The sequence below is a fragment of the Pseudomonas sp. genome (assembly GCF_046581935.1).
In the GTDB taxonomy this organism is placed as follows: Bacteria; Pseudomonadota; Gammaproteobacteria; order Pseudomonadales; family Pseudomonadaceae; genus Aquipseudomonas.
In genome coordinates, this window is sequence record NZ_JAYGFK010000009.1 from 41,219 (window position 1) to 65,747 (window position 24,529).

23 protein-coding genes are annotated in these 24,529 nt (G+C 60.1%); 14 read left to right on the plus strand and 9 right to left on the minus strand.

Features of this window, described 5'->3' with window-relative positions; translation table 11 throughout:
* Positions 1 to 83: 83 nt before the first annotated feature.
* The 3 genes from ftsX to ftsY are packed head-to-tail and all read right to left on the minus strand — an operon-like array spanning position 84 to position 3,182.
* Positions 84 to 1,103 (minus strand): permease-like cell division protein FtsX, encoded by a 1,020-nt coding sequence (gene ftsX, locus VCA57_RS06835; RefSeq protein ID WP_411184218.1) that lies wholly within the window; start codon positions 1,101 to 1,103, stop codon positions 84 to 86.
* Positions 1,100 to 1,768 (minus strand): cell division ATP-binding protein FtsE, encoded by a 669-nt coding sequence (ftsE, locus tag VCA57_RS06840; RefSeq protein WP_411184219.1) that lies wholly within the window; start codon positions 1,766 to 1,768, stop codon positions 1,100 to 1,102. Before ftsE ends, ftsX begins: the two co-directional genes overlap by 4 nt.
* Before the next feature lies 1 nt (position 1,769).
* Complete coding sequence (ftsY, locus tag VCA57_RS06845) at positions 1,770 to 3,182, minus strand: signal recognition particle-docking protein FtsY (RefSeq protein ID WP_411184220.1); 1,413 nt, start codon at positions 3,180 to 3,182, stop codon at positions 1,770 to 1,772.
* A 205-nt stretch (positions 3,183 to 3,387) separates the two neighbouring features.
* Here ftsY and VCA57_RS06850 point away from each other — a divergent pair, with 205 nt between their 5' ends.
* The 4 genes from VCA57_RS06850 (at position 3,388) to VCA57_RS06865 (ending at position 7,990) form a co-directional block, all read left to right on the plus strand.
* A complete protein-coding gene (locus VCA57_RS06850) occupies positions 3,388 to 4,743 on the plus strand; it encodes a M16 family metallopeptidase (protein WP_411184221.1) in 1,356 nt (451 codons plus the stop codon).
* Entirely contained in the window at positions 4,736 to 6,235 is a 1,500-nt protein-coding gene (locus VCA57_RS06855; RefSeq protein ID WP_411184222.1) for a M16 family metallopeptidase, read from the plus strand. The genes VCA57_RS06850 and VCA57_RS06855 overlap by 8 nt, the downstream gene beginning before the upstream one ends.
* Positions 6,235 to 6,843: a 16S rRNA (guanine(966)-N(2))-methyltransferase RsmD gene (gene rsmD, locus VCA57_RS06860; protein ID WP_411184223.1), complete on the plus strand. Its 609-nt coding sequence runs from the start codon at positions 6,235 to 6,237 to the stop codon at positions 6,841 to 6,843. Before VCA57_RS06855 ends, rsmD begins: the two co-directional genes overlap by 1 nt.
* Positions 6,844 to 7,000: 157 nt before the next feature.
* A complete protein-coding gene (locus VCA57_RS06865) occupies positions 7,001 to 7,990 on the plus strand; it encodes a hydrolase (RefSeq protein WP_411184224.1) in 990 nt (329 codons plus the stop codon).
* Positions 7,991 to 8,008: 18 nt separating this feature from the next.
* On the opposite strand, the gene VCA57_RS06870 is transcribed toward VCA57_RS06865, so the two are convergent.
* Positions 8,009 to 8,884, minus strand: coding sequence for a hypothetical protein (locus tag VCA57_RS06870; protein WP_411184225.1), 876 nt, complete (start codon positions 8,882 to 8,884; stop codon positions 8,009 to 8,011).
* A gap of 81 nt (positions 8,885 to 8,965) precedes the next feature.
* The gene (locus VCA57_RS06875; protein WP_411184226.1) at positions 8,966 to 9,625 is read right to left on the minus strand and encodes a TetR/AcrR family transcriptional regulator; all 660 of its coding nucleotides are present in this window, start codon (positions 9,623 to 9,625) and stop codon (positions 8,966 to 8,968) included.
* Between the two features lie 236 nt (positions 9,626 to 9,861).
* Between VCA57_RS06875 and VCA57_RS06880 the strand changes: the two genes are divergently transcribed.
* The 6 genes from VCA57_RS06880 (at position 9,862) to ggt (ending at position 16,410) form a co-directional block, all read left to right on the plus strand.
* A complete protein-coding gene (locus tag VCA57_RS06880; protein ID WP_411184227.1) occupies positions 9,862 to 11,304 on the plus strand; it encodes a coniferyl aldehyde dehydrogenase in 1,443 nt (480 codons plus the stop codon).
* 54 nt (positions 11,305 to 11,358) lie between these two features.
* Positions 11,359 to 11,904 carry a twin-arginine translocation pathway signal protein gene (locus tag VCA57_RS06885; protein WP_411184228.1) on the plus strand — a complete coding sequence of 182 codons (546 nt, stop codon included), beginning with the start codon at positions 11,359 to 11,361 and terminating at the stop codon, positions 11,902 to 11,904.
* A gap of 154 nt (positions 11,905 to 12,058) precedes the next feature.
* Positions 12,059 to 13,654, plus strand: a complete 1,596-nt coding sequence (locus tag VCA57_RS06890; RefSeq protein ID WP_411184229.1) for a GMC family oxidoreductase N-terminal domain-containing protein — start codon at positions 12,059 to 12,061, stop codon at positions 13,652 to 13,654.
* A gap of 121 nt (positions 13,655 to 13,775) precedes the next feature.
* A complete protein-coding gene (gene coaD / locus VCA57_RS06895) occupies positions 13,776 to 14,255 on the plus strand; it encodes a pantetheine-phosphate adenylyltransferase (protein WP_411184230.1) in 480 nt (159 codons plus the stop codon).
* Positions 14,256 to 14,368: 113 nt separating this feature from the next.
* Entirely contained in the window at positions 14,369 to 14,620 is a 252-nt protein-coding gene (locus VCA57_RS06900) for a YfhL family 4Fe-4S dicluster ferredoxin (protein WP_411184231.1), read from the plus strand.
* Positions 14,621 to 14,703: 83 nt separating this feature from the next.
* Positions 14,704 to 16,410: a gamma-glutamyltransferase gene (ggt, locus tag VCA57_RS06905; protein ID WP_411184232.1), complete on the plus strand. Its 1,707-nt coding sequence runs from the start codon at positions 14,704 to 14,706 to the stop codon at positions 16,408 to 16,410.
* 48 nt (positions 16,411 to 16,458) lie between these two features.
* On the opposite strand, the gene VCA57_RS06910 is transcribed toward ggt, so the two are convergent.
* The 4 genes from VCA57_RS06910 to VCA57_RS06925 form a co-directional block, all read right to left on the minus strand.
* Positions 16,459 to 16,794 carry a multidrug transporter gene (locus tag VCA57_RS06910; RefSeq protein ID WP_411184233.1) on the minus strand — a complete coding sequence of 112 codons (336 nt, stop codon included), beginning with the start codon at positions 16,792 to 16,794 and terminating at the stop codon, positions 16,459 to 16,461.
* A gap of 76 nt (positions 16,795 to 16,870) precedes the next feature.
* Entirely contained in the window at positions 16,871 to 17,449 is a 579-nt protein-coding gene (locus tag VCA57_RS06915) for a lysophospholipid acyltransferase family protein (RefSeq protein WP_411184234.1), read from the minus strand.
* Between the two features lie 68 nt (positions 17,450 to 17,517).
* Positions 17,518 to 18,330: a bifunctional DNA-formamidopyrimidine glycosylase/DNA-(apurinic or apyrimidinic site) lyase gene (gene mutM, locus VCA57_RS06920; RefSeq protein ID WP_411184235.1), complete on the minus strand. Its 813-nt coding sequence runs from the start codon at positions 18,328 to 18,330 to the stop codon at positions 17,518 to 17,520.
* Between the two features lie 141 nt (positions 18,331 to 18,471).
* Positions 18,472 to 19,284, minus strand: coding sequence for an HDOD domain-containing protein (locus tag VCA57_RS06925; protein ID WP_411184312.1), 813 nt, complete (start codon positions 19,282 to 19,284; stop codon positions 18,472 to 18,474).
* A gap of 243 nt (positions 19,285 to 19,527) precedes the next feature.
* Here VCA57_RS06925 and VCA57_RS06930 point away from each other — a divergent pair, with 243 nt between their 5' ends.
* From VCA57_RS06930 to VCA57_RS06945, 4 genes are all read left to right on the plus strand, one after another.
* On the plus strand, positions 19,528 to 20,724 hold the full coding sequence (locus VCA57_RS06930) for a class I SAM-dependent rRNA methyltransferase (RefSeq protein ID WP_411184236.1): 1,197 nt from the start codon (positions 19,528 to 19,530) through the stop codon (positions 20,722 to 20,724).
* 71 nt (positions 20,725 to 20,795) lie between these two features.
* Positions 20,796 to 22,601, plus strand: coding sequence for a PAS domain-containing protein (locus VCA57_RS06935; RefSeq protein WP_411184237.1), 1,806 nt, complete (start codon positions 20,796 to 20,798; stop codon positions 22,599 to 22,601).
* Positions 22,598 to 23,227 carry a response regulator gene (locus tag VCA57_RS06940; protein WP_411184238.1) on the plus strand — a complete coding sequence of 210 codons (630 nt, stop codon included), beginning with the start codon at positions 22,598 to 22,600 and terminating at the stop codon, positions 23,225 to 23,227. The genes VCA57_RS06935 and VCA57_RS06940 overlap by 4 nt, the downstream gene beginning before the upstream one ends.
* Before the next feature lie 105 nt (positions 23,228 to 23,332).
* Positions 23,333 to 24,520 carry a methyl-accepting chemotaxis protein gene (locus tag VCA57_RS06945; RefSeq protein ID WP_411184239.1) on the plus strand — a complete coding sequence of 396 codons (1,188 nt, stop codon included), beginning with the start codon at positions 23,333 to 23,335 and terminating at the stop codon, positions 24,518 to 24,520.
* Positions 24,521 to 24,529: the final 9 nt, after the last annotated feature.

Genomic DNA, 24,529 nt, shown 5'->3' on the forward strand with positions numbered 1-24,529 from the left:
CAGTCTAGCACTGCTCAATGGGACTTTGTATGTAGCTACAAGTTCCCTTACACATAGTCAATATCAAAAAAAACAATAACTTACTACCTTGGCGCTAGCTCACTCAAGTGCCTTGCGACAGCCAGCCAGGCGCCAATATAGCCCAACAACACCGCGCCGAGCAGTAGCGACAGACCATCGGCCATCGGCACACCATCCAAAGCGAAGTCGCTGCCATACAACCCGGCCAGGCGCACCACTGCATCGTTTAGCCAATCCAGGCCGAAGGCCAACAGCAGCCAGGAGAATACACCTGCGCCAACACCGTACAGTGCACCCATATAGAGGAAGGGGCGACGAACATAGCTATCAGTGCCGCCAACCAGCTTGATAACTTCGATCTCGGTACGACGGTTTTCGATGTGCAAGCGGATGGTATTGCCGATCACCAGCAGCAAGGCCATGACCAATAGCAGGGTCAGACCAAAGACGAAGCGCTCGCCGAGCTTGAGCATGGCGCTCAGGCGCTCGACCCAGAGCAAATCAAGCTGCGCTTGTTGCACGCGCGGCAACTCGGCCAGACGCAAACGCAAGGCTTCCAGGGCAACCTTGTCGACTTCTTGCGGCGTCACCACAATCACGCCGGGCAATGGATTATCAGGCAGTTCTTTGAGCGCCTCACCGAGGCCCGACTGTTGCTGGAACTCGCTCAGCGCCTGCTCTCGGCTGATCCATTCGGCCTCGGCCACATCATCCATGCCGGCTATCTGCTCGCGCAGCGCCTGGCCTTGCGCCTCAGTGGCGTCGATCTGCAAGTACAGCGAAATCTGTGCGGCACGCTGCCAAGACACACCCAACCGCTCGACGTTATTCAGCAACAGCGACAGGCCCATCGGCAGACTCAGGGCCACGGCCATTACCAGACAGGTAAAGAAGCTGCCAATCGGCTGTTTAGCCAAACGCCGCAAGCTATCGACCAGGCTGGCACGGTGGTTTTCCAGCCAAGCGTGGAACTGATGAGAAAAGCTCGGGCCGTCATCATCTGGCGTCGGCGATTCGGTTTTCTTCGGCGCGGCACCGACGCGCTGCGCCGGTTGCGGTGGCGGCATACGGGTTGCGCTCATGCGGCCTCCCCGTCGCCAATCAAGCGGCCGCGCTGCAGGGTCAACATGCGATGGCGCATGCGCGCAATCAGCGCCAAATCGTGACTGGCGATCAGCACGGTGGTGCCCAAGCGGTTGATGTCTTCAAACACCCCCATGATCTCGGCCGCCAAACGCGGATCGAGGTTACCGGTGGGCTCGTCCGCCAGCAGCAAGGCTGGGCGATGGACCACGGCACGAGCAATACCGACGCGCTGCTGCTGACCGGTGGACAGGTCGCCAGGGTACTGCTCAGCCTTGTCGGCCAGCGATACCCGCTCCAACGCGGTGCGCACACGGCTGCCGATCTCGTCCTTGGACAGGCCAAGGATCTGCAGCGGCAGCGCCACGTTGTCGAACACGCTGCGATCAAACAGCAGTTGGTGGTTCTGGAACACCACGCCGATCTGCCGACGCAGGAAGGGAATCTGTGCATTGGTGATGTGCGACAAGTCCTGCCCGGCTAACAAAAGCTTGCCGCTGCTTGGCCGCTCCATCGCCAGCAACAGGCGTAACAGGGTGCTCTTGCCAGCGCCAGAGTGGCCGGTAACGAAGAGAAATTCGCCTCGGCGCACATGGAAGCTCAGCTCGTGCAGCCCAATGTGGCCGTTGGCGTAGCGCTTACCGACCTGCTCGAATTTGATCATCCTACTTCTCCGCGAACAGGGCCTGAACGAACGCTTCGGCCTCAAAGGTCCGCAAATCGTCGATACCCTCGCCGACACCGATATAGCGGATCGGCAGGGCGAACTGCTTGGCCAGGGCAAAAATCACCCCGCCTTTGGCCGTGCCGTCCAGCTTAGTCAGAACCAGGCCGGTGAGGTTCACCGTCTGATTAAACTGCTTGGCCTGGCTGATCGCGTTCTGCCCGGTGCCGGCATCCAGTACCAGCAGCACTTCGTGGGGGGCGCTGTCATCCAGCTTGCCAATCACCCGGCGAACCTTCTTCAGCTCTTCCATCAGGTTGTCTTTGGTGTGCAGTCGGCCGGCGGTGTCGGCGATCAATACGTCCATGCCGCGCGACTTGGCGGCCTGCACCGCATCGAAGATCACCGAAGCAGAATCGGCACCGGTGTGCTGGGCGATCACCGAAATCTGGTTGCGCTCGCCCCACACCTGCAACTGCTCGACAGCCGCCGCGCGGAAGGTGTCACCGGCAGCCAGCATGACCTTTTTGCCATCCTGCTGAAGCTTTTTCGCCAGCTTGCCGATGGTGGTGGTCTTGCCCGCGCCGTTTACGCCAACCACCAAAATCACATAGGGCTGCTTGCTGCTATCGATTTTTAGCGGCTGCTCAACCGGCTTGAGTAATAGGCTCAGCTCTTCCTGCAGGGCTTTGTACAGTGCGCCACTGTCGGCCAGTTCTTTGCGTGCCACACGTTTGGTCAGGCTGCCAATGATCGCAGTGGTGGCCTCGACGCCAACGTCAGCGATCAGCAGGCGGGTTTCCAGGTCTTCGAGCAGGTCATCGTCGATGGCTTTCTTGCCGAGAAACAGACTGGCCATGCCCTCGCCGAGGCTGACGCTGGTTTTCGACAAACCCTGCTTGAGCCGCTCAAAAAAGCCAGTGCGGGTTTCCTCGCTGCTCTTGGCGGACGCAACAGCCTTGACCGGTTCAACCACGGGCACCGGCGCAACAACAGGCTCAATGACGGGCTCAACCACCACGGCGGGTTCAACATGGCTATGCAGCACTTCACTGCCCGCATTGATCCGAAACCGCGACGGACGTGGCGGCTCGCTCGCTTCAGCCGGTGTCGATACAGCGGGTGCTGCGGCCTCAACAGAAACGGGCACAGGCTCAAGCGCCGGCGTATCGAGCGACTTAGCATCAGCCCCGACGGTTTCGCTGAGCGGCTCAACGGGCGCAGGTGCGGCAACTTCTGCCGCGGGCGCTGGCGCAAGCTGCTCGCTAACGGCGGCCGGTTGCGGCTCAGGATTAACCGGTGTTTGTGGCTTTTTACGCAGCCAGCCAAACAGGTCTTTCTTCTCTGCAGGTTTCTCGGCAGAGGCCGGCGCAGAGGGTGCGGGGTTCTTCTTGTCGTCGTTGGAACCAAACATGGAGGACGGCTATCTCAAAGGAGCGACGCGCCAGGCAAAAGGCTCTGAAAGCATTACTCACGCAACTTTAAAAGCTGAAGAGTGCACGCAGTAACCATCAGATGCCTTCGCAGGCGTGGTCGCCAGTAAAACGGATGCGTATCCTAGCACCTCCGCGCCCGCCGACGCTAAGACCAAGCGGGCCCGTCCGACAGGTCGAGAATTCATGCATATGATTGCCAAACGCACCACAGCCCTGCTGTTCGGTGTGCTCTGTACCCCGCTGCTAGCCCTTGCCGCAGAAACCCAACCGACTCACGAGTTCAGCCTGGACAATGGCCTCAAGGTCATCGTCCGCGAGGATCACCGCGCCCCCGTGGTGGTCTCGCAGATCTGGTACAAAGTCGGCTCCAGCTATGAAACGCCCGGCAAGACCGGACTCTCCCACGCCCTCGAACACATGATGTTCAAAGGCAGCCGCAAGCTTGGCCCTGGCGAAGCATCGCGCGTGCTGCGTGATCTGGGTGCGGAGGAGAACGCCTTTACCAGCGACGATTACACCGCCTACTACCAGGTGATCGCCCGCGACCGCCTGGCCGTGGCCCTTGAGCTGGAGGCCGACCGCCTGGCCAGCCTGGCACTGCCGCCCGATGAGTTCGCCAAAGAGATTGAGGTGATCAAGGAAGAACGCCGCCTGCGCACCGACGACAAACCGTCGAGCCTGGCTTACGAGCGCTTCAAAGCCATGGCTTACCCAGCCAGCGGCTACCACACGCCAACCATTGGCTGGATGGCCGACCTCGATCGCATGACCGTCGAGGAGCTACGCGCCTGGTACGAAGCCTGGTATGCACCGAACAACGCCACCCTGGTGGTAGTCGGTGACGTCAGTGTGGCCGAGGTGAAAACCCTCGCCGAGCGCTATTTCGGCCCAATCCCCAAGCGCAGCGTGCCCACCGCCAAGGCTCCACTTGAACTGGCCACGCCCGGCGAGCGACGCATCACTCTGCACCTGAAAACCCAACTGCCGAGCCTGATGATGGGCTTTAACGTGCCAGGCCTGGCCACTGCCGAACAGCCGCGCCAAGTGCACGCCCTGCGCCTGGTTGCCGCCCTGCTCGACGGCGGCTACAGCGCACGCCTGCCAACACGTCTGGAACGCGGTGAAGAACTGGTGTCCGGCGCATCCGCCTGGTACGACGGTTTCTCCCGTGGCGACAGCCTGTTCATTCTCTCGGCCACCCCCAATGTGCAAACCGGCAAAACCCTGGAGCAAACGGAAGCGGGCCTGTGGCGTGAACTGCAAGACCTGCAGAACAACCCACCAAGCGCCGAGGAGTTAGCCCGTGTACGCGCCCAAGTGATTGCCGGGCTGGTCTACGAGCGCGATTCAATCAGCAGCCAGGCCACGGCCATCGGCCAGCTGGAAAGCGTGGGACTGTCGTGGCAACTGATCGACAAGGAACTGAGTGAGCTGGAAGCCGTCACCCCGGCCGACATTCAACAAGTCGCGAAAACCTTCTTTACCCGCGACCGCCTGAGCGTCGCTTATGTTCTGCCTGAGGAGAAGCGCAATGAGTGAGCGCAATGGTCTGCGCTACGGCCTGCTCGGCTTGGCGCTATTAATACTGCTGGCGTTGCTGGCCCTGGTGATCAACCGCACGCCTAGCAGCACCGAGCCAACTCCGACACCGGCGGCAACGCCGCTGGCCGAGTCGAACACTATCGAGTCTCTCGCTGCCTTGGGCGACCAGCCGCCCAGCCGGCGCAAGCTGAATATCCAAACCTGGCAAACCGCTGAAGGCGCCAAGGTGTTGTTCGTCGAAGCCCGCGAGCTGCCAATGTTCGACCTGCAACTGACCTTTGCCGCCGGCAGCAGCCATGACGACGGCGTCGCCGGCGTGGCCATGCTGACTAACGCCATGCTCAACGAAGGCGTACCGGGCAAGGATGTCGGCGCGATTGCCGCAGGCTTCGAAAACCTCGGGGCCAACTTTGGCAACGGCGCTTACCGCGACATGGCCATCGCCAGCCTGCGCAGCCTCAGCGCCCCAGAGCAGCGCGAGCCGGCCATAAAACTGTTCAACCAAGTGCTTGGCCAACCCACCTTCCCCGAAGACTCGCTGGCGCGGATCAAGAACCAACTGCTCGCCGGTTTCGAATACCAGAAGCAGAACCCCGGCAAGCTGGCCAGCCTGGCGCTGTTCGAGCGCCTGTACGGCACGCACCCTTACGCGCACCCCAGCGACGGCACCGCCGAGTCGATCCCTGGCATTAGCCGTGAACAGCTGCAAGCCTTCCACGCCAAGGCCTACACCGCGAAAAACGCGATCATCGCGCTGGTCGGCGACCTCTCACGCAGCGACGCTGAAACCCTCGCCAACGAGGTGTCCGCCGCGCTGCCAAAAGGCCCGGCCCTGCCGCGCATCGCCCAGCCGGAAGAACCCAAGCCTGGCCTGCAGCACATCGAGTTCCCGTCTAAGCAAACTCACCTGATGATCGCTGAGCTCGGCATCGACCGCCGCGACCCGGACTACGCCGCGCTTTACCTGGGCAACCAAGTATTCGGCGGCGGTGGTTTCGGCACTCGCCTAATGACTGAAGTACGCGAGAAACGCGGCCTGACCTACGGCGTTTACTCCGGCTTCAGCGCCATGCAGGCACGCGGCCCCTTTATGATCAACCTGCAAACCCGCGCAGAACTGAGCGACGGCACCCTGCAGCTGGTCAAAAGCATGCTTGCCGACTTCATCAAAAACGGCCCAACCGCCGACGAGCTGAACAACGCCAAGCGCGAACTGGCCGGTAGCTTCCCGCTGTCGACCGCGAGCAACGCAGCGATTGTCGGCCAGCTCGGCTCCATGGGTTTTTATGACCTGCCGCTGAGCTACCTGGAAGACTTTATGCGTGACGTGCAGGCGCTGAGTGTTGAGCAGGTCAAAGCCGCCATGGCCAAACACCTCAACCCCAACGACCTGGTGATTGTCACCGCCGGCCCAACGGTCGCGCAGAAAGAGCTGCCGCCGCCCACCGACCGGCCCGTCGAACAACCTACTGCCATTCCGGAGCATTGATGAGCAAGCGACTCAAACCCGCTAAAGCGGCGCCCGCCCATGGCGGCGACGGCCAGCTGCGGATCATTGCCGGGCAATGGCGCTCACGCCAGTTCAACTTCCCCATGGCGGCGGGCTTACGCCCAACGCCAAACCGCGTGCGGGAAACCCTGTTCAACTGGCTGGCGCCCTACGTCGAAGGCGCCAAAGTGCTCGACCTGTTCGCCGGTAGCGGCGCGCTGTTTCTCGAAGCCCTGTCGCGCGGTGCCGGCAGCGCCCTGGCACTGGACCTCAATCCAGCCGCCATCGCTAGCCTGCGCGGGCACTTGCAAACGCTGAACTGCGACAACGGCCAACTGCAGCAGATAGACGCCCTGCTCTACCTGCAAAACTCGGCGGCGATACCGTTTGACCTGGTATTTCTCGACCCGCCCTTCAACCAAAACCTGCTGCTGCCGGCCTGCACTCTGCTGGAGCAGAACGGCTGGTTAGCGGCCGATGCATGGGTCTACACCGAGAGCGAAAACGCCCCGTCCTGCCTCGGCATGCCCGGCAACTGGCGCTTGCACCGCGAGCAGAAAGCCGGCCAGGTCTACTACGCATTGTGGCGGCGCAGCGCGGCGGACTAGCCTGTAGCCCGGATTAGCCGCAGGCGTAATCCGGGTGTCGCGGGATCAGCCCACTTCAGCCACAAGTACAATGCCGAACCATCGCCGAGCGGAGTGCTACGCGCTCCCTGTCGGATTACGCTTCGCTAATCCAACCTACGGAACTGATAACCCACCCATGAGCTCATCCTTCAAGCCCGCCTGGTGGCTGCCCGGCCCGCACCTGCAAACGTTGTGGAACCCAATGTGTCGCCAGCCGGCGAAGCTGGCGCGCGTACGCGAGCGGCTGTGGCTGGAGGATGGTGACTTTCTCGATCTCGACTGGCACGGCCCGCATCAAGCCGATACGCCACTGGTGCTGGTGCTGCATGGCCTGACCGGCTCATCCAACTCGCTGTATGTGCTGGGTTTGCAGCAGACACTGGCAGCCCAGGGCTGGGCCAGCGTGGCGCTGAACTGGCGTGGCTGCTCCGGTGAACCGAACCTGTTGGCCCGTGGTTATCACTCCGGGGCCAGTGAGGACCTGGCGGAAACCGTGCGCCACCTGCGCGCCCAACGACCCATGGCGCCGCTGTATGCGGTGGGCTATTCGCTGGGTGGCAATGTGCTGCTCAAGTACCTCGGTGAGACGGGCACGGACAGTCAGCTACAGGGTGCGGCAGCGGTGTCCGTGCCGTTTCGTCTGGACCAGTGCGCCGACCGCATCGGCATGGGCTTCTCAAAGGTTTACCAAAGCCATTTCATGCGTGAGATGGTCGCCTATGTGAAGGACAAGCAGCGCCTGTTCGCTCACCAGGGCATGGCCGATCGGCTTTCCATCCTGGAAAAACTCGGCCCGCTGGACAATATGCGCACCTTCTGGGATTTCGACGGACGCATCACCGCGCCGCTGCATGGCTACGCCGATGCCGAGGACTATTACCGGCGCGCCTCTAGCCGCTATTTCCTCGGCCAGATCGAGACGCCCACACTGATCATCCAGGCGGCCGACGACCCCTTTGTCTTTCCGCACAGCCTCCCGGAGGCCAGTGAGCTGTCAGCGAGTATTGAGCTTGAACTGCACGCCCACGGCGGCCATGTCGGTTTTGTCGAAGGTAGCCTGGGCAAGCCGGGTTATTACCTGGAACGGCGTATCCCACAGTGGCTGGCCGAGCGCGCCCAAACCTGACCAACCAAACCCGACGCATCATTGCACCTGAGCCGGCGCCTCTATAGGGCTCAACCAGAGGCTGGTGTCGCGAGGCGGCAAGCCAGGGGATGCTGGGTAATCAAGATGAATAATCGTGCGCTGCTGCAACTGCGCCCGCTCAGCCAATTGACCAAAGTGACGCTGGAATAGCGCACCGAAGCTGCCATCTGCACGGATCAACGCAAGCCCCTCAGCGAACCGCTGCAGGAGTTGCGGGTCATCGCGATTAAAGGTGAAGAACACCGGCATGTCGTAGACCAGTGCCAGATGTGGCTCAACCATCAACTGCGGGTATTGCTCGGCATGTGCCGCAAGCTCCTTCCAGGCCTCATGCAGTCCGCGGTGGTAATAAGCAAAACGACGCTTGTCGAGCATCGGTAAAAGGTTATCCGGGTTAACAACCCCTACCACTGGCAAACGATTGCGCGCGAACAAGGCGAAGTCGCCCCACTGGCGACCAAACCCGCCCAGCAGTTGGCGTAGATCATCGAGATTATTGACCTTGGCAAAGCGCGCGGCATCTGCACGATGGATCAACAGCACGCGGAAGCCGAGCATGCCGTTGTGCAGGTCGAACGGTAGTGTCAGAAAGTCGCGCTGGCGATCCCCTGTTGGCGGCACATAGGCCAAGTCCACTGAGCCCTTAGCGAGCAAAGCAAGGCAGCGCTCCTGCGATGGGTCAGGGCCATCGCCGGGTAGAATCTGACGAGCACCATAGCGCTCAGCAGTACGATCGAGAATCAGCTGGCTGAGTTCGACACGGTAGGCGTACTTCTCTGTTTCATGTTGGCAGACTCGCAGCCCACTATCAGCACAGACAGTCGTGCTAATGAGGCCGCCAAGCAACACCAGTAAAAGCCTGATATCGCGCATACACCCAAACTCACTGCAATTGGACGTAAATTGTCTGCGACTGTTGTGACAAGAACTGCTCACCTACAAGAAAGCGCCCCATCAAATCACCTGATCCAGCGGCACATGCAGTTTGGCGTACAACGCCTCAACAGCCTCACGGGCTTGCGGGCTGATGTAGCCCCCCTCCAGCGCCAGCACCTGATAGATGCCGCGCCGCAGCATTTCTTCACTAAGGTCGCCGCGGTTGCCGCGCGTGGTGCAAAGAAAGCGCACCCACGAGGTCATGATGATCCAACTGTTGAGGGCCAGCGCCTCAATCTGCGCAGCATCCATCTGCAGGATGTCCGCCTCGACAAAGCCCTGATAAATCTCCTGCGCCTGAACGAGACAGTGCTGAGCAAATAGCCGGTAACGCTCGGCCAGCTCGGCGTCGCTTTCCAGCAAGTGCTCCAGATCACGGTGCAGAAAGCGGTAATGCCACATCGCCGCGAGCAGCGCCTCCAGGTAGAAGGTTTTGTCCTGCACCGTCAGCGCACGGTCTTCAGGTCGGCGCAGAAAGGTACTCACCTGGCTTTCGTAGAGGTCAAACAACTCGGCGATGATCGCCTGCTTATTGCGGAAGTAGTAATACAGGTTGCCCGGTGAAATCCCCAGGTGCGCGGCGATATGGTTGGTGGTGACACTGCGCTCGCCCTGGGCGTTAAACAGCGCCAGGCTCTCCTGAATGATGCGTTGACGGGTTTTCAGTGGGGCTGACATAGCGGCTCGTTCTCAACTCAAAAGCCCGGCAAAGGTACACGCAGAAACGCCCGAAGTGTTACCGCAACACGGCTTGCCGAGACGTACTAACTTTTCGTTGGGCTGCACTCGCCGACCGACCAAGCCATGCTATTTGACATATTAGAGCAATTGCTCTAGAAATTCAGCACACCTTATCTGCAGCCGCCTCAAGCCATCTGACGGCGCTGCACTGCTGAAATGCCTGGGAGTAGCACATGGTCGCCGACGTCGCTTATCTTGAAAAAAGCCTGCAAAACAGCCAACAACAGCTTAGCCAGCTAGAGAGCAGCTTTGTCCGTCAGCGCCAAGCCTTCAAAGCCAACCCAATGCCCTCCGCCGAACAGCGCATTCAGTGGCTCAACGCGCTGCGCGATCTGCTCAGTGACCAGCGTGATGCACTGATCAGCGCCATTTCCCAGGACTTCAGTAACCGTAGCGCCGACGAAACCCTGCTCGCCGAGCTGATGCCCAGCCTGCATGGCATCCATTACGCGACCAAACGCATCAAGAAATGGATGAAGCCCTCACGGCGCAGCGTCGGCATGCAGTTCATGCCCGCTGCTGCCAAGGTTATCTACCAGCCGCTGGGCGTGGTTGGGGTGATTGTGCCGTGGAACTACCCACTGTTTCTCGCTATCGGCCCGCTCGTTGGCGCGCTGTCTGCCGGCAACCGGGTGATGATCAAGATGAGCGAGTCGACTCCGGCCACCTCGCAGCTGGTCAAGGAGCTACTGGCTAAAATATTCCCCGAAGACCTGGTCACCGTGGTGCTCGGCGAGGCCGAAGTGGGCATGGCCTTCTCCAAGCTGCCGTTTGACCATCTGCTGTTCACCGGCGCGACCAGTATCGGCAAACACGTGATGCGTGCTGCCGCCGACAACCTCACCCCGGTAACCCTGGAGCTTGGCGGCAAGTCCCCGGCCATCGTCAGCGCCGACGTACCGCTGGCCGATGCGGCTGAACGCATCGCCTTCGGCAAGACCATGAATTCCGGCCAGACCTGCGTGGCGCCGGACTATGTTTTGGTCCCGAAAGACCGTGTAGATGGCTTTGTCGAGGCCTACCGCAACGCCGTGCAGGGCTTTTATCCAACGTTAACGGACAACCCCGACTACACCGCGATCATCAATGAGCGCCAACAACAGCGCCTCAACAGCTACCTGCAAGACGCCGAAAATAAAGGCGCGAGCATCATCCCGCTGTACCCCGAAGCCCAGGGTCGACGCATGCCGTATGCCGTGCTGCTGAATGTCACGGATGAGATGAAGGTGATGCAGGACGAGATTTTCGGCCCGCTGCTGCCAATCATCCCGTACAACAAATTGGAAGATGCCTTCAGCTTTATCAACGAGCGTGACCGGCCGCTGGCGCTGTACTACTTCGGCTACGACAAGAGCGAACAGCAACGCGTACTGCACGAGACCCACTCCGGCGGCGTTTGCATCAACGACACCTTGCTGCACGTGGCCCAAGACGACATGCCGTTCGGCGGCGTCGGCCCATCGGGCATGGGTCACTACCACGGCCATGAAGGCTTCCTGACCTTCAGCAAAGCCAAAGGCGTGTTTATCAAGCAGCGTTTCAATGCCGCAAAAATGATCTACCCGCCCTACGGCAAAGCCCTGCAGAAGCTGGTTTACAAACTGTTCGTTCGTTAATTCCGCCCGCCCTGGTACACCGGGGCGGATGGCCTGATTTGGTGATAACAATAAATGCACAACACCACTTTTGAAGTAGCAAGCCTGTCACGCCGCAGGCTGCTCAAGGTCGGCCTGCTCGGCTCTGCGTTGCTCGGCACTGCCGGACTAACAGCCACCCTCAGCGGTTGCTCGGCCGATACGCCGAAAGTCGGTTTAAAGGTGATTCGCGAGTCCGACCTGCCATTTCTGCAGGCACTGATTCCCGTCATGCTCGCTGGCGCGGTGCCCCCAGCGCAGATGCCCCAGGCCATCAGCGCCACACTGGAAAACCTCGATTACAGCCTCAGCCACCTGTCCCCGGAGCTACTCAAGCTGACCGTGCAATTGTTCGACGTGCTCGCCCTGCCCATCACTCGCGGGCCACTGACTGGCGTGTGGGGCAGTTGGCAGAACGCCTCGGCCGCCGATGTGCAGGCCTTCCTCAAGCGCTGGCAGAACAGCTCCATCGGCCTATTGAAGATGGGCCATGCCTCGCTGCTGCAGCTAGTGATGATGAGCTGGTACAGCCGTGCAGAGTCTTGGGCGCACTGCGGCTACCCAGGTCCGCCTACTGTCTGACGGCTGGCTGCGCGTCGGCCAGGCGTTGTTGCAGATGCGCTCGGACTGCTCATTTACAACTCGTAAACTCCGCGTCCTCGCGCATCTGCGCCTAGCCTGGCTCTAGCTCGCTCAACCTTTTATGCAGCGCGATCATAAAAAAGAGAATCTGAAAATGCCTGTACCCGATATTTTCAAGCAAGGCCTGGCCAGCGGCTGGAAGACCTACAACGGTTCGCGCCTGGACAGTGACCTGACCCTCGAAGCGGACGTTGCCATCGTTGGCAGCGGCGCAGGTGGCGGCACCACCGCCGAAATCCTCAGCGCCGCAGGCTTTAAGGTGCTGCTTATCGAAGAAGGCCCGCTGAAAACCAGCGACGACTTCAAAATGCTTGAAGATAAGGCCTACGCCAACCTCTACCAGGAAGGCATTGGGCGCATGAGCAAGGATGGCGCGATTACCATCATGCAGGGCCGCGCCGTGGGCGGCACCACCTTGATTAACTGGACCTCAAGCTTTCGCACACCCGCCGCAACACTGGAGCACTGGGCCAAGGAGCACGGCGTAAAAGGCCATAGCCCCGAAGAAATGGCCCCCTGGTTCGAGCAAATGGAGCAGCGCCTGGGCGTCGCACCGTGGGCCGTGCCGCCCAACGCCAACAACGCCGTTATCAGCAACGGCTGTGCAAAGCTTGGCTACACCTGGCATGTTATCCCGCGTAACGTGCGCGGCTGCTGGAACCTCGGTTATTGCGGCATGGGCTGCCCAACCAACGCCAAGCAGTCGATGTTGGTCACCACCATTCCAGCAACCCTTGAGAAAGGCGGCGAGCTGCTCTATCTCGCACGCGCCGAACGCTTGCTGCTGGACGGCGACAAGGTCAGTGGTATCGAATGCCTGGGCATGGATGAACGCTGCGTCACCCCCAACGGTCGCAAAATAACGGTCAAGGCCAAGCACTATGTGCTCTCGGGTGGTGGCATCAACACCCCAGGGCTTCTGCTGCGCTCTGGCGCGCCCGACCCGCATAAGCGCACGGGCAAACGCACCTACCTGCACCTCGTCAACTTCTCCGCTGCACTGTTTGATCAGGTGATCAACCCCTTCTATGGCGCGCCGCAATCAATCTACTCTGACCATTTTCAGTGGGATGACGGCACCACGGGGCGCATGTCTTACAAGCTAGAGGTGCCGCCGCTGCAGCCAGCACTCACAGCAACCTTGCTCGGGCGCTTCGGCGTGGATAACGCCATGCGCATGGAACAGCTGCCCAATACCAACGCAATGCTCGCCTTGCTACGTGACGGTTTCCACCCGGACAGCGCCGAAGGCAAGGTCGAGCTGCGCGGTGATGGCAGCCCCGTACTCGACTACCAGATGACCGATTACACCTGGGACGGCGTGCGTCGCGCCTTCCATACGATGGCAGAAATTCAATTTGCCGCCGGCGCCAAGGCTGTGCTGCCACTGCATGCCGATGCCGGCTACGTGAAGACCCTGGGCGAAGCGAAAAGCCTGATCGACAGCCTTAGTCTGGAGCTATACCGCACCCGCCTCGGTAGCGCCCATGTGATGGGCGGTTGTGCCATGGGCGAAGACCCACAGCATGCGGTAACAGACAGCCTGGGCCGCCATCATCAACTGAGCAACCTGTCGATCCATGACGGCTCGCTGTTCCCCACCAGCATCGGCGCCAACCCTCAACTGTCGATCTATGGCTTAACCGCCAAACTCGCGAGCAAACTCGCTGAACGCCTCAAAAACGCCTGATAGCGGGGCATTCACGAGGCGTGCTAGGCCCATGAATGCCCTTGTTAATCGGTGACCGACTTGGCCGCAAGGAAGCGCTGCGCTACCATCCGCCTCCCAACGGACCCGCCAGGACGTCACGATGAATCGAGTGTTATACCCAGGCACCTTCGACCCCATCACCAAGGGGCACGGCGATCTGGTCGAACGGGCCGCGCGGCTGTTTGACAGCGTGATCATTGCAGTGGCTGCCAGCCCGAAAAAGAATCCGCTGTTCAGCCTGGAGCAACGTGTCGAGCTGGCACGCGAAGTTACCAAGCACCTGCCGAATGTCGAAGTGGTGGGGTTCTCGACCCTGCTCGCACACTTTGCCAAAGAGCAAGGCGCGAATGTATTTCTGCGCGGCCTGCGCGCGGTGTCTGATTTTGAATACGAATTCCAGCTCGCCAACATGAATCGCCAGCTGGCGCCCGATGTGGAAAGCCTGTTTCTCACGCCGTCGGAAAAATATTCGTTTATCTCCTCGACACTGGTGCGTGAAATCGCCGCGCTGGGTGGTGATATCACCAATTTCGTACACCCTGCCGTGGCCGCTGCACTGACCGAACGGTTCAAGCGCTAAGCCATTACAGCCAGGCCGCGTGCATACGCGGCCCTGATACGGCACACTTTGCACCATCGTTATCTGTGCACATCTAGGCTGCGCCCCGGGGCTGCAGCAGGAGTGGTTCTGTCATGTCCCTGATCATCACCGACGACTGCATCAACTGCGACGTCTGCGAACCTGAATGCCCTAATGCTGCAATTTCCCAGGGCGAAGAAATTTATGAAATCGATCCCAACCTGTGCACCGAATGCGTTGGTCACTATGACGAACCCCAGTGCCAGCAGGTCTGCCCAGTGGATTGCATCCCGCTCGATGAGAACAATGTCGAGAGCAAGGATGAGCTGATGCAGAAGTACATGATCATCACCGGCAAGGCTTAAAAGATCGGTAGAGAGCTACTGCTCTCGCTGATTTCACCGCGCCTAGCCTCCGCTCGCAACACTATCCAAAGGCCTGCCAAACCATGAGCCTGCAGATCCGCAACCGCCTAATCTGGCGAACCCTGGCCGGTGTGCTTGCCCTATTCTGCGCCCTTGATCTACATGCAACGGCGCGCCCCGAACGCATAGCTATCGCCACCGCGCACCCGGCGGCCACCGTGGCCGGACAGGAAATCCTGGCGCTGGGCGGCAATGCCTTCGATGCCGCAGTGGCCATCAGCGCCGCGTTGGCCGTGGTCGAGCCCTATGGCTCCGGGCTTGGCGGCGGCGGCTTCTTTCTCCTGCGCGAAGCCGGCGAAACACCCACCTTCCGTTTTCTTGATGCCCGAGAGCGAGCACCGCTGGCTGCCAATGCCGACCTCTACAAGGTTGATGGCGAAGTACAGCCGCGCCTGTCACTCGATGGTGCGCTTGCTGCCGCCATCCCCGGTCTACCGGCGGCCTTGGTGCAACTGGCAGAGCGCTTCGGCCGTCTGCCGCTGCGCGACTCGCTCGCCCCAGCCATTCGCCTGGCACGCAGCGGCGTCAGCATTGACCGGGTTTATCGCGAGCGCGCCGGCTGGCGCATCGAGGCCATGCGCAATGATGCGGAGACTGCACGCCTCTTCCTCGACAAGGGAGAGATTCCCGCAGAGTTCGGCCTGCTGCGCCAACCTGAACTGGCCCACACGCTTGAGCAACTGGCCGCAGAGGGCCCACAAGGCTTCTATGGCGGGAGCATGGCGCAAAAGCTGGTCAAATCAGTGCGTGATGCCGGCGGCATTTGGTCACTCAAAGACCTCGCCGACTACCGCATTGTCGAACGCCAACCACTGCGCGTGCAGCTTGAGCATGGCCGCGAACTGATCAGCGCGCCGCCACCCTCCGCTGGTGGTGTCGCACTGGGGCAAAGCTTACTGATGCTGCAGCAACTGCCTTGGCAACAAGCCGACTCCGTCCTGCGCACCCACCTGATAGTCGAAACACTGCGCCGCGTGTACCGCGACCGCGGCCTGCTGGGCGACCCCGATTTTGTCACTAATCCGCTGAACCAGCTGCTAGCACCTGACTACCTGAAGCAATTGGCGACCAGCATTGACCCACAACACGCCACACCGAGCGACAGCCTACCGCCGGCCGCGCCCTGGCATGAAGGCGACCACACCACCCATTTTTCGGTGCTCGATGCCGAAGGCAATGCGGTAGCGGCCACGTTATCGGTCAACCTGCCCTTTGGCGCGGCCTTTACCGTGCCGGGCACTGGCGTACTGCTAAACAATGAGATGGATGATTTTGCCGCCGACGTGCAAGGTGCCAACGCCTATGGCCTGAGCGGCAGCCAAGCCAACAGCATCGCCGCCGGCAAACGACCGCTGTCGAGCATGAGCCCGAGCTTTATTGAAAGCCCTGAAGCGTTCACCAGCTTCGGCACGCCAGGCGGCAGCCGGATTCCCAGCATGGTGCTGCTGGCGATGCTGGAATACCTGGATAAACAACCCATCGAGCGCTGGCCAAACCGTGCTCGCTTCCACCACCAATACCGTCCTGATGTGATTGAGCATGAGCCCGACACGTTTACCCCAGTAGAAATCGCAGCGTTACAAGCGCTAGGGCATCAACTGAAGTCGACCGGGCGGCCATACGGCAATCAGCAGGTGCTGTTGTGGAACAAGCAAGATGGCAAGGTTGAAGCCGCTAGCGACCGCCGCGGCATCGGTACGGCAGTAGTCACACCGGCCGCACCGCAATAATTCAGCTGCTGACCAAAAGGCAGCAGCGCAGGCAGAACAAAAGAACTATCAGTCCTTGCGATAGCCACTGGTGGTGCAGCCCAGGCAGCGTACGAACGCCTCTTTACCTGGCTCAACAACCAGCGCCTTGCCGGCCTCGCCAATATTGCCGCCTGCAGCCGTGAACGGCAGGCTCACAACAAATGCCACAGCACCAATGGCGGTTGCCCCGATAAGCAGCGGCCGCGCAATCAGCAAATCACCAATCATCGAAAAGGCTTTAGGTGCATTAGCCGTGTAAAGAGGGTCACCGCTGGTGTTATCCGCCACCTCAGCGTAAGCCGGCAGGGCCAGTAAGCCAGTGGTCAGTGCCAAAGCAGCAGCGGTGGAACGGAACAGTTTCATGGGGCGATCCTTCAGCTATTAGGAGGCGGTGGAGCTAACTATAACAGTGCATTGGCAATTGTCAGCGTGACGGACGTCAATCGCCATAAAAGGCATATTCAGGTTTTTTCGGAATGAACGGTCGGTAAAACGCCAGCATCGCCTGGAGATCAGCCGTCTCATCTCCCGTCGGCATAAAGGTCGGACCAATACAGACACAGCGCCGCGAATAATCCAGAGCTCCCAGCACAATCGGCACGCCGGCTCCTAGGGCGATGTGATAGAAGCCCATCTTCCAGCGCTCGACCTTCTTGCGTGTGCCTTCCGGCGACAAAATTAGCATGAACTGCTCATGTTCAGCGAAAGCACGCACGGCTTGCTCGACGGTATTAACCTGGCGCTCGCGACGAATGGCGATGCCACCCCACAGACGCATCAGCGCGCCAAACGGCCAGCGAAAGATCGTGTGTTTACCAAACCAGCGGGCATTCAGGCGCAGGACGAATTTCACGGCGATAAAAATCACGAAATCCCAATTGGACGTGTGGTGCGCGCCAATCACGACAAACTTATCGAGCTTTGGCAGTTCGCCTTCGACACGCCATCCCATCAACTGGAGCGTTACCCGACCAACCCACTGCGCCAGTGGGTTACGGGGCAAATAGTTACCGGACATCAACACCTCGGTAGTGTCTTATTTTTATATATTCAGCTCACGCCGGCCGCCAACCGGATGCCGCGCGGCTAGCGCTGGCAACGCGGGCAATAAACGCTGGCGCGCTGGCCCAGCTTTATCTCGCGCAGGGTGTTGCCGCAGTTCTTGCAGAACTCGCCGCCACGCCCATAAACAAACAGTTCCTGCTGGAAATAACCCGGCTGCCCATCGCCGCCCACAAAGTCGCGCAAGGTGGTGCCGCCACGCTCAATGGCATGCGCCAAGATTCGTTTGATCTCATCCGCCAGTTTCAGATAACGCGCTCGTGACACCGTCCCCGCCTCACGGCGCGGGTCGATACCTGCAGCAAATAGCGCCTCGCTCGCATAGATATTGCCCACGCCCACGACTACCGCGTTATCCATAATGAAGGGTTTGATCGCCATGCCCCGACCGCGAGACAGCTTGAACAAACGATCGCCATCGAACAGCTCGGTCAAAGGCTCCGGCCCTAGTTTGCTCAGCAACACATGCTGCAGAGGATCGACACTCCAGAGCAGCGCGCCGAACCGGCGCGGATCGGTATAGCGCAGCGCCAGCCCCGACTCCAGCTCGATATCAACGTGTTCGTGCTTGGCCGCTGGCAGACCACACTCAACCAGCCGTAGGCTGCCAGACATACCCAAATGACTGATTAAGGTGCCAGTCTCGGCCTTGATCAGCAGGTACTTGGCACGCCGCTCGACACCCTCGATACGTTGCCCGGAAAGCCGGATATCCAGGTCTTCAGGGATCGGCCAGCGCAACCGGCGCTCGCGCACAATCACCCGGCTGACGCGCTGCCCCTCAAGGTAAGGGGCGATGCCGCGACGCGTGGTTTCTACTTCAGGAAGTTCTGGCATGGCAGTAATCGGGCTGAGCAGTCCAAACGGGCGCTCACCTTAGCAGGAATGCCCCCTAGCGACGAGTAAGGCAAGTGGGCGGCAAGGCCTGTTGCCGTTTCATCGCGAGCCGCGTTGCAGCGAGTGAAACGGCAACAGACCCTAGCCCGCACCCATATCGCGAATGCTTTCTTTGAGGTTCTCAAAGTCGTACTCGGATAAGCCAACGTACTCCAGCACCAGCTGTTCAATACTTTGCCATTCGTGATCGACCGCCTGACTACCAAGCACCTTGTGAGTGGCACAGATATGCTCGGCCATCTTCAAAACCGCCAGCAGGGTTTTCAGTTGCGCATCGCGACTGGAATCCTCAGTGAAAATCGCCAGCGCGTTATGGTGACTGGCTATCGCTTCACACAGGTGCAGCGGCAAGTTCCACGATTTGGCCGTGTAATACCCCACCACCGCATGGTTGGTGTTAAGCAAGCGGTTCTCGGTATCCACCACGCGCACATCACCGGTGGCACAGGCATAGGCCTCTTCCAGCACCGTCATATAATCCGGGAAACGTTTTACCATCAGTGGAATGCCGCAATTGTGAAACAGGCCGAGGGTGTAGACCTCATCCGGCGAGTGGTAGCCGATGCGCTTGGCTAGGGTCAGGCAGGTCATGGCCACATCCTGCGCGGTATCCCAGAAGCGGTTGAGGGTCACGATGGTCTCATCGGTCAGCTCGCCGCGGATTGACTGCGCATTAATCAGGTTGATCACCGTGTTGCAGCCGAGCAAGTTGACGGCCTGCTGAATCGAGGCGATGCGGTTAGCCAGCCCAAAGAACGGCGAGTTAACCAGCTTCAGCAAAGCCCCGGACAAGCCCGGATCGTGGCTGATGAGCTTGGCAATCGCACGCAAGTCCGGATTGGGCATCACCTGCTCCATCTGCAAATCCACCATGATTTGCGGCTGCGGCGGCACGCTAATGCCCTGCAGCACTTGCTGGATATATTCGGCGGAAAGCTCTTGAGGCATGACGGACACGACCAGAATGTGAAGTGATAGACAGTCTAGCTAAAGTGTCAGGACTTCCACAGGTGAGTTTTGTAAACCGCCGCAGCGCGAGGGTCTGTTGCCGCTTCGTTCACGGCCGCATTGCAGCGATGAAGCACCACAGCCCCTAATACCCGTTATAATTCCGCTCTTTTTTCGGAGTCCCCCAGCATGTCCCTGCCCAGCCTGCGCCTGAAAGCCAACGCCGATCGACGCCTGCGCGCCGGCCATCTGTGGGTCTACAGCAACGAAATCGACGTTGCCGCCACCCCTCTTAACGGTTTCGCGGCGGGCGACCAAGCCATCCTCGAAACCACAGGTGGCAAACCGCTGGGCATCGTTGCGATGAGCCCGAATAACCTGATCTGCGCGCGCCTGCTGTCGCGTGACGTCAAACATGTACTGGACAAATCGCTGCTGGTACACCGCATCAATGTCGCCCTGAGCCTGCGCGATCGCTTGTTCGACAAGCCCTGCTACCGCCTGGTGTACGGCGACTCCGACCTGCTACCAGGCTTAGTGGTTGATCGCTTCTTTGACATCCTCGTGGTGCAGCTGGCGTCAGCGGCCATGGAGCGGCACAAGGATGACGTGCTCGCGGCCTTGATTCAGGTATGCAAACCCAGCGGCATCCTGCTCAAGAATGACTCGGCCGCGCGCGATGCCGAAGGCCTGGAGCGCTATGTCGAAACACCATTTGGCGTGGTCCCTGAGTGGGTCGCCCTGGAAGAGAACGGCGTGAAGTTCGAAGCACCGGTAATCGAAGGCCAGAAGACCGGCTGGTTCTACGATCACCGCATGAACCGTGCGCGTCTGGCCCCTTACGTCAAGGGCAAGCGCGTACTCGACCTGTTCAGCTACATCGGCGGCTGGGGTGTGCAAGCGGCGGCCTTTGGTGCCAGTGATGTGATGTGTGTGGACGCCTCTAGCTTCGCTCTGGACGGCGTGGAGCGTAATGCCGCACTGAACGGCCTGACCGACCAGGTCGCCTGCGTTGAGGGCGATGTTTTCGAAGCACTGAAACAACTCAAAGCCTCGGAAGAGCGCTTTGACGTGATCGTCGCCGACCCACCCGCGTTCATCAAACGCAAGAAAGACCTGAAGAACGGTGAAGGCGCTTACCGCCGCCTCAACGAACAGGCCATGCGCCTGCTCAATAAGGACGGCATCCTGATCAGCGCCAGCTGCTCCATGCACCTGCCCGAAGACGACCTGCAAAACATTCTGCTGACCAGCGCCCGCCACCTGGACCGCAATATCCAGTTGCTCGAACGCGGTGCCCAGGGTCCGGACCATCCGGTACACCCAGCCATCGCCGAAACTCGCTACATCAAGAGCCTAACGGTGCGCCTGCTGCCCAATAGCTAGATAGCGGCGCAAAGCGGCAGCCTCGCAAAACTTGACCCATACTGGACAGGCTTGGGACAAGGGGAGTGGCCGTGAGCGATTGCAAACAGGATGAAGCTTTATTCAGTAAGGTCTTCGAATCAGCGCCGTTAGGGATGGCGCTGATCGACCTTAGCGGTCGGCTGCAGCAAGCCAATCCGGCACTGGCCCAGTTACTCCACTGCTCACAGCAAGCACTGCTGGGTAAGACACTGGAAGAGCTGTTGCACCCACAAGACCGGGGAGCCTGCCGCTATGCCCGGGACCAGGCTTTACGCCAGCAAGCAGACACCCCCTGCGGAGAGGTTCGCTTACAGCGCGAAGGCGGAGACTATTTATGGTCACGTCTCAGCCTCTGCCCAATCTCCATCGACGATACGTCTATCAGTCACTACCTGATCCGCCTGGAACCACCGCGTACCACCCACGAACGCGCTGAACAGGTCTACCTGCTCAGCTTTGCCTTGGATTACACCGCTGACGGCGTGCTGCTACTGGATGATCAACTCTGCATCCGCTACATCAACGAGGCTGCCAGTCGCCTGCTCGGTCAGGCCAGGCAGTATTTGCTCGGCCAAGGCATTGGCCAGGCCCTGGCACCGCTGGGCCTGCACAGTGACGAAGACCTGCGCGAGGTCATCGAGATGCAACGCGCACTCTCCCTGGAGCTGGTCCACCCCGCCGACACGGCTCGCTACCATGTCTCGGTACAGTTCAACCGGTTCCTCTATGACCGGCGCGGCTACAGCCTGGCGCTTATTCACGATGTCACCGACCAGCAGCGCATGGCAGCAAGCCTGCGCTACAACGAACGCAAGTTCCGCGCGCTGATCGAAAACACCCACGATGCAATCGGCCGTCTCACTCCCGACTTCCACCTGATCTACGCCAACCCGGCCCTTGAAGCACTCTGCCAGCTACCGCTGGTCGAGGCACGCGGACGCCCGGCACGCGATGCCTTCGGTGATAACTCGCAAATAGACATCCTCGCGGACATGGTAAGAGAAGTTGCCAGCAGCGCCACCTCAATGGAGGAGGAACTAATCCACGGGATAGATGGCCCGCCCGACCAGCAACATCATTACCTCGTGCAACTGGTCCCGGAATTCAACACCAGCGGAGAAGTGACTAGCGTTCTGTCGATGGGCCGCGATATCACCGGCATCCGCAAGGCAGAGCGGCGTCTCTCGGAAAGTAACCAGCAATTGCGCGAACTGACCAGCCGCCGCGAGTCGGCCCGCGAGGAAGAACGCAAGCTGATCGCCCAAGAGATCCATGACGAACTGGGTCAGCATCTCACCGCTCTGCGCATGGGTATCTCGATGCTGCGCCTGCAGTTTGGCGAACAAGCACCCGGCCTGGAGGACAAGGTAGAACGACTTATGGGCTTGTGCGACCGCACGATTCAGGTGGTTCGCTCCATTGCCACCAGCCTGCGCCCAGCAGCCCTCAACATGGGGCTGTATCCAGCGCTGGAGTGGTTGATTGGCGAGTTCCGCCAGCACAGCCAAATCGACTGCGAGTTCACCACCCATAGCGGCGAACCAACACTCACCGATGAGCAAGCAACGAAAGCCTTCCGTGTTGTACAGGAAGCCCTAAACAACGTTGCTCGGCATTCCGGGGCCAGCCGAGTGGAGGTCAGCCTTGAACAACTCGACGACCTTTACAGACTGGACATCACCGACAACGGACGCGGATTCGACATAGACCTGGTCAATAAACGCTCACTAGGGCTGGCCGGCATGCGCGAACGGGGCATCAGTTTAGGCGGAGAAGTCGTGATTTTCAGTCACCCAGGACAAGGCACCACCGTACAAGCTACCTTTCCCGCCGAGCGCCCTAAGGAGGCCAAGTGATCCGAATTCTTATCGCTGACGACCACGCCATCATGCGCGGCGGGCTCAAACAACTGATCGAGTTCGATAAGCACCTGCAGGTGGTGGCCGAGGCAGAAAACGGTGCCCAGGTTCTCGAACGGCTGCGCGACACAGCAGTCGACCTGTTATTGCTGGATATGAGCATGCCTGGCTTGAGTGGCGAAGACCTCATCGCTCGCGTGCATGCCCATCATGCCAAGCTACCTATTCTGGTACTGAGCATGCACAACGAGCCGCAGATTGCCCAACGTGCACTCAAGGCCGGTGCCGGTGGCTACCTGACCAAGGATCACAACCCGGAAACGCTGCTCGCCGTGATTCACCGAATGGCTACCGGCGGACGCTATCTGGACCCGCGCATCGCCGAACAACTGGCATTCTCCAGCACGTCCACGGAAGAGGATGCGCTAAAGAACCTCTCGGACCGCGAATACCAGATCCTGCGCATGCTCGCCAAGGGGCTAAGCGTCAACCAGATCGCCGAACGCCTGGTCATCAGCAACAAGACCGTCAGCACTCACAAGGCCCGCCTGATGGACAAGATGGGCTTCAGCTGCAACGCCGAAATCATCAAATACGCCGTAGCACAGGGACTCGCCGAGTAGGGAAAACCCTACAAAAAAGCAGAATGTCCCGATGCCATCATCGGACTCCCCCGATATTTCCCCCCGGCCCTTGACTCCATTCTGACAACAGCCGCTCAGCCCTGTATGCGCGGTCCCGTTGTCCAATGGAGTGCGAACGTGACCAACCCGACCTCTTCTGCCACAGCCCTCTGGCTACCGACCGCTATATCGAGCGGCAGTTGTTTGCTGCTGCTCTGGGTGGCCGAACAAGTGCCCTCTTTCTACTGGCTGGCCGGTGCACTGCTGCCTGGCGCGCTGGTTTACCTGTGCCTGCGCCACTCCGCCGCCATTCAGGCCCAAGCCTTGCTGCAGGCGCAACAGCAAGGCATTAATCAGGGCCAAGCTGAAGAAGCCGAACGTCACGTTGCAGGCCTGCCTGACCTCTGCCGTGCGATCACCCCCATCTGGTCGCAACAGATTGATGCCGCCCGCCAGCACACCCAGACCGCCATCGATGCACTCAGCGAACGCTTCACCCACCTGGCTCAGCGCATCAGCGCGGCAGTCGGCACCGGCGCGCAATACGACAATGACACCCTGCTCAACTTGTTGGCCGGTAGTGAGCGTGAGCTGGAAGAAATCGTCAGCCAGTTGCGCTTGGCCCTCAACAGCAAAGAAACCCTGCTCGCCGAGGTTGTCAGCCTCAACAGCCACACCGCTCAGCTCAGGTTCATGGCCAAAGAAGTCGGCGACGTCGCCAAGCAAACCAACCTGCTCGCGCTAAATGCCGCCATCGAAGCCGCACGGGCCGGTGAAGCCGGGCGTGGCTTCGCCGTGGTCGCCGACGAAGTGCGCAAGCTCTCCACGCTTTCCGAAGAAACTGGCCGGCGCATCGGCGAGACCATCGGCACCGTCAGCTCCGCCATCGAACGCACCTTGCAGGTCTCCAACGAGCACGCCAGCCGCGACACCAACACCCTAGGCAACGCCAGCGAGGTGATTCGCCAGGTCATTGCAGACTTCCGCAACGGGGTCACCCGTCTGGTCGAGCACGGCAACGCGCTGCACAGCCAAAACCAGGAGGTGGGTGGCGAAATATCCGAAGTTCTGGTCGCGCTGCAGTTCCAAGACAGAGTCAGCCAGATGCTCGGCCATATGCGCGACGACATCGAGAAACTCGGCCTGCGCCTGAGCGAGCCCAACAACCACATCGACGCACGTGGTTGGCTGGATGACCTGTCACACACCTACACCACGCCCGAACAGCATGCCATCCACCATGGCCAGAGCAGTCCCGCCGCCAGCAGCGATTCCGACATTACTTTTTTCTGAGGACCAATC

What these genes read in the sequence shown, in the direction of transcription:
- ftsX (WP_411184218.1), bottom strand. Translation starts at nt 1,103, where the DNA reads ATGAGCGCAACCCGTATGCCGCCACCGCAACCGGCGCAGCGCGTCGGT.
- VCA57_RS06875 (WP_411184226.1), bottom strand. Translation starts at nt 9,625, where the DNA reads ATGTCAGCCCCACTGAAAACCCGTCAACGCATCATTCAGGAGAGCCTG.
- VCA57_RS06855 (WP_411184222.1), top strand. Translation starts at nt 4,736, where the DNA reads ATGAGTGAGCGCAATGGTCTGCGCTACGGCCTGCTCGGCTTGGCGCTA.
- VCA57_RS06880 (WP_411184227.1), top strand. Translation starts at nt 9,862, where the DNA reads ATGGTCGCCGACGTCGCTTATCTTGAAAAAAGCCTGCAAAACAGCCAA.
- VCA57_RS06885 (WP_411184228.1), top strand. Translation starts at nt 11,359, where the DNA reads ATGCACAACACCACTTTTGAAGTAGCAAGCCTGTCACGCCGCAGGCTG.
- VCA57_RS06930 (WP_411184236.1), top strand. Translation starts at nt 19,528, where the DNA reads ATGTCCCTGCCCAGCCTGCGCCTGAAAGCCAACGCCGATCGACGCCTG.
- VCA57_RS06850 (WP_411184221.1), top strand. Translation starts at nt 3,388, where the DNA reads ATGCATATGATTGCCAAACGCACCACAGCCCTGCTGTTCGGTGTGCTC.
- mutM (WP_411184235.1), bottom strand. Translation starts at nt 18,330, where the DNA reads ATGCCAGAACTTCCTGAAGTAGAAACCACGCGTCGCGGCATCGCCCCT.
- VCA57_RS06900 (WP_411184231.1), top strand. Translation starts at nt 14,369, where the DNA reads ATGTCCCTGATCATCACCGACGACTGCATCAACTGCGACGTCTGCGAA.
- VCA57_RS06945 (WP_411184239.1), top strand. Translation starts at nt 23,333, where the DNA reads ATGCGCGGTCCCGTTGTCCAATGGAGTGCGAACGTGACCAACCCGACC.
- VCA57_RS06910 (WP_411184233.1), bottom strand. Translation starts at nt 16,794, where the DNA reads ATGAAACTGTTCCGTTCCACCGCTGCTGCTTTGGCACTGACCACTGGC.
- ftsE (WP_411184219.1), bottom strand. Translation starts at nt 1,768, where the DNA reads ATGATCAAATTCGAGCAGGTCGGTAAGCGCTACGCCAACGGCCACATT.
- ggt (WP_411184232.1), top strand. Translation starts at nt 14,704, where the DNA reads ATGAGCCTGCAGATCCGCAACCGCCTAATCTGGCGAACCCTGGCCGGT.
- rsmD (WP_411184223.1), top strand. Translation starts at nt 6,235, where the DNA reads ATGAGCAAGCGACTCAAACCCGCTAAAGCGGCGCCCGCCCATGGCGGC.
- VCA57_RS06890 (WP_411184229.1), top strand. Translation starts at nt 12,059, where the DNA reads ATGCCTGTACCCGATATTTTCAAGCAAGGCCTGGCCAGCGGCTGGAAG.
- VCA57_RS06870 (WP_411184225.1), bottom strand. Translation starts at nt 8,884, where the DNA reads ATGCGCGATATCAGGCTTTTACTGGTGTTGCTTGGCGGCCTCATTAGC.
- coaD (WP_411184230.1), top strand. Translation starts at nt 13,776, where the DNA reads ATGAATCGAGTGTTATACCCAGGCACCTTCGACCCCATCACCAAGGGG.
- VCA57_RS06915 (WP_411184234.1), bottom strand. Translation starts at nt 17,449, where the DNA reads ATGTCCGGTAACTATTTGCCCCGTAACCCACTGGCGCAGTGGGTTGGT.
- VCA57_RS06865 (WP_411184224.1), top strand. Translation starts at nt 7,001, where the DNA reads ATGAGCTCATCCTTCAAGCCCGCCTGGTGGCTGCCCGGCCCGCACCTG.
- ftsY (WP_411184220.1), bottom strand. Translation starts at nt 3,182, where the DNA reads ATGTTTGGTTCCAACGACGACAAGAAGAACCCCGCACCCTCTGCGCCG.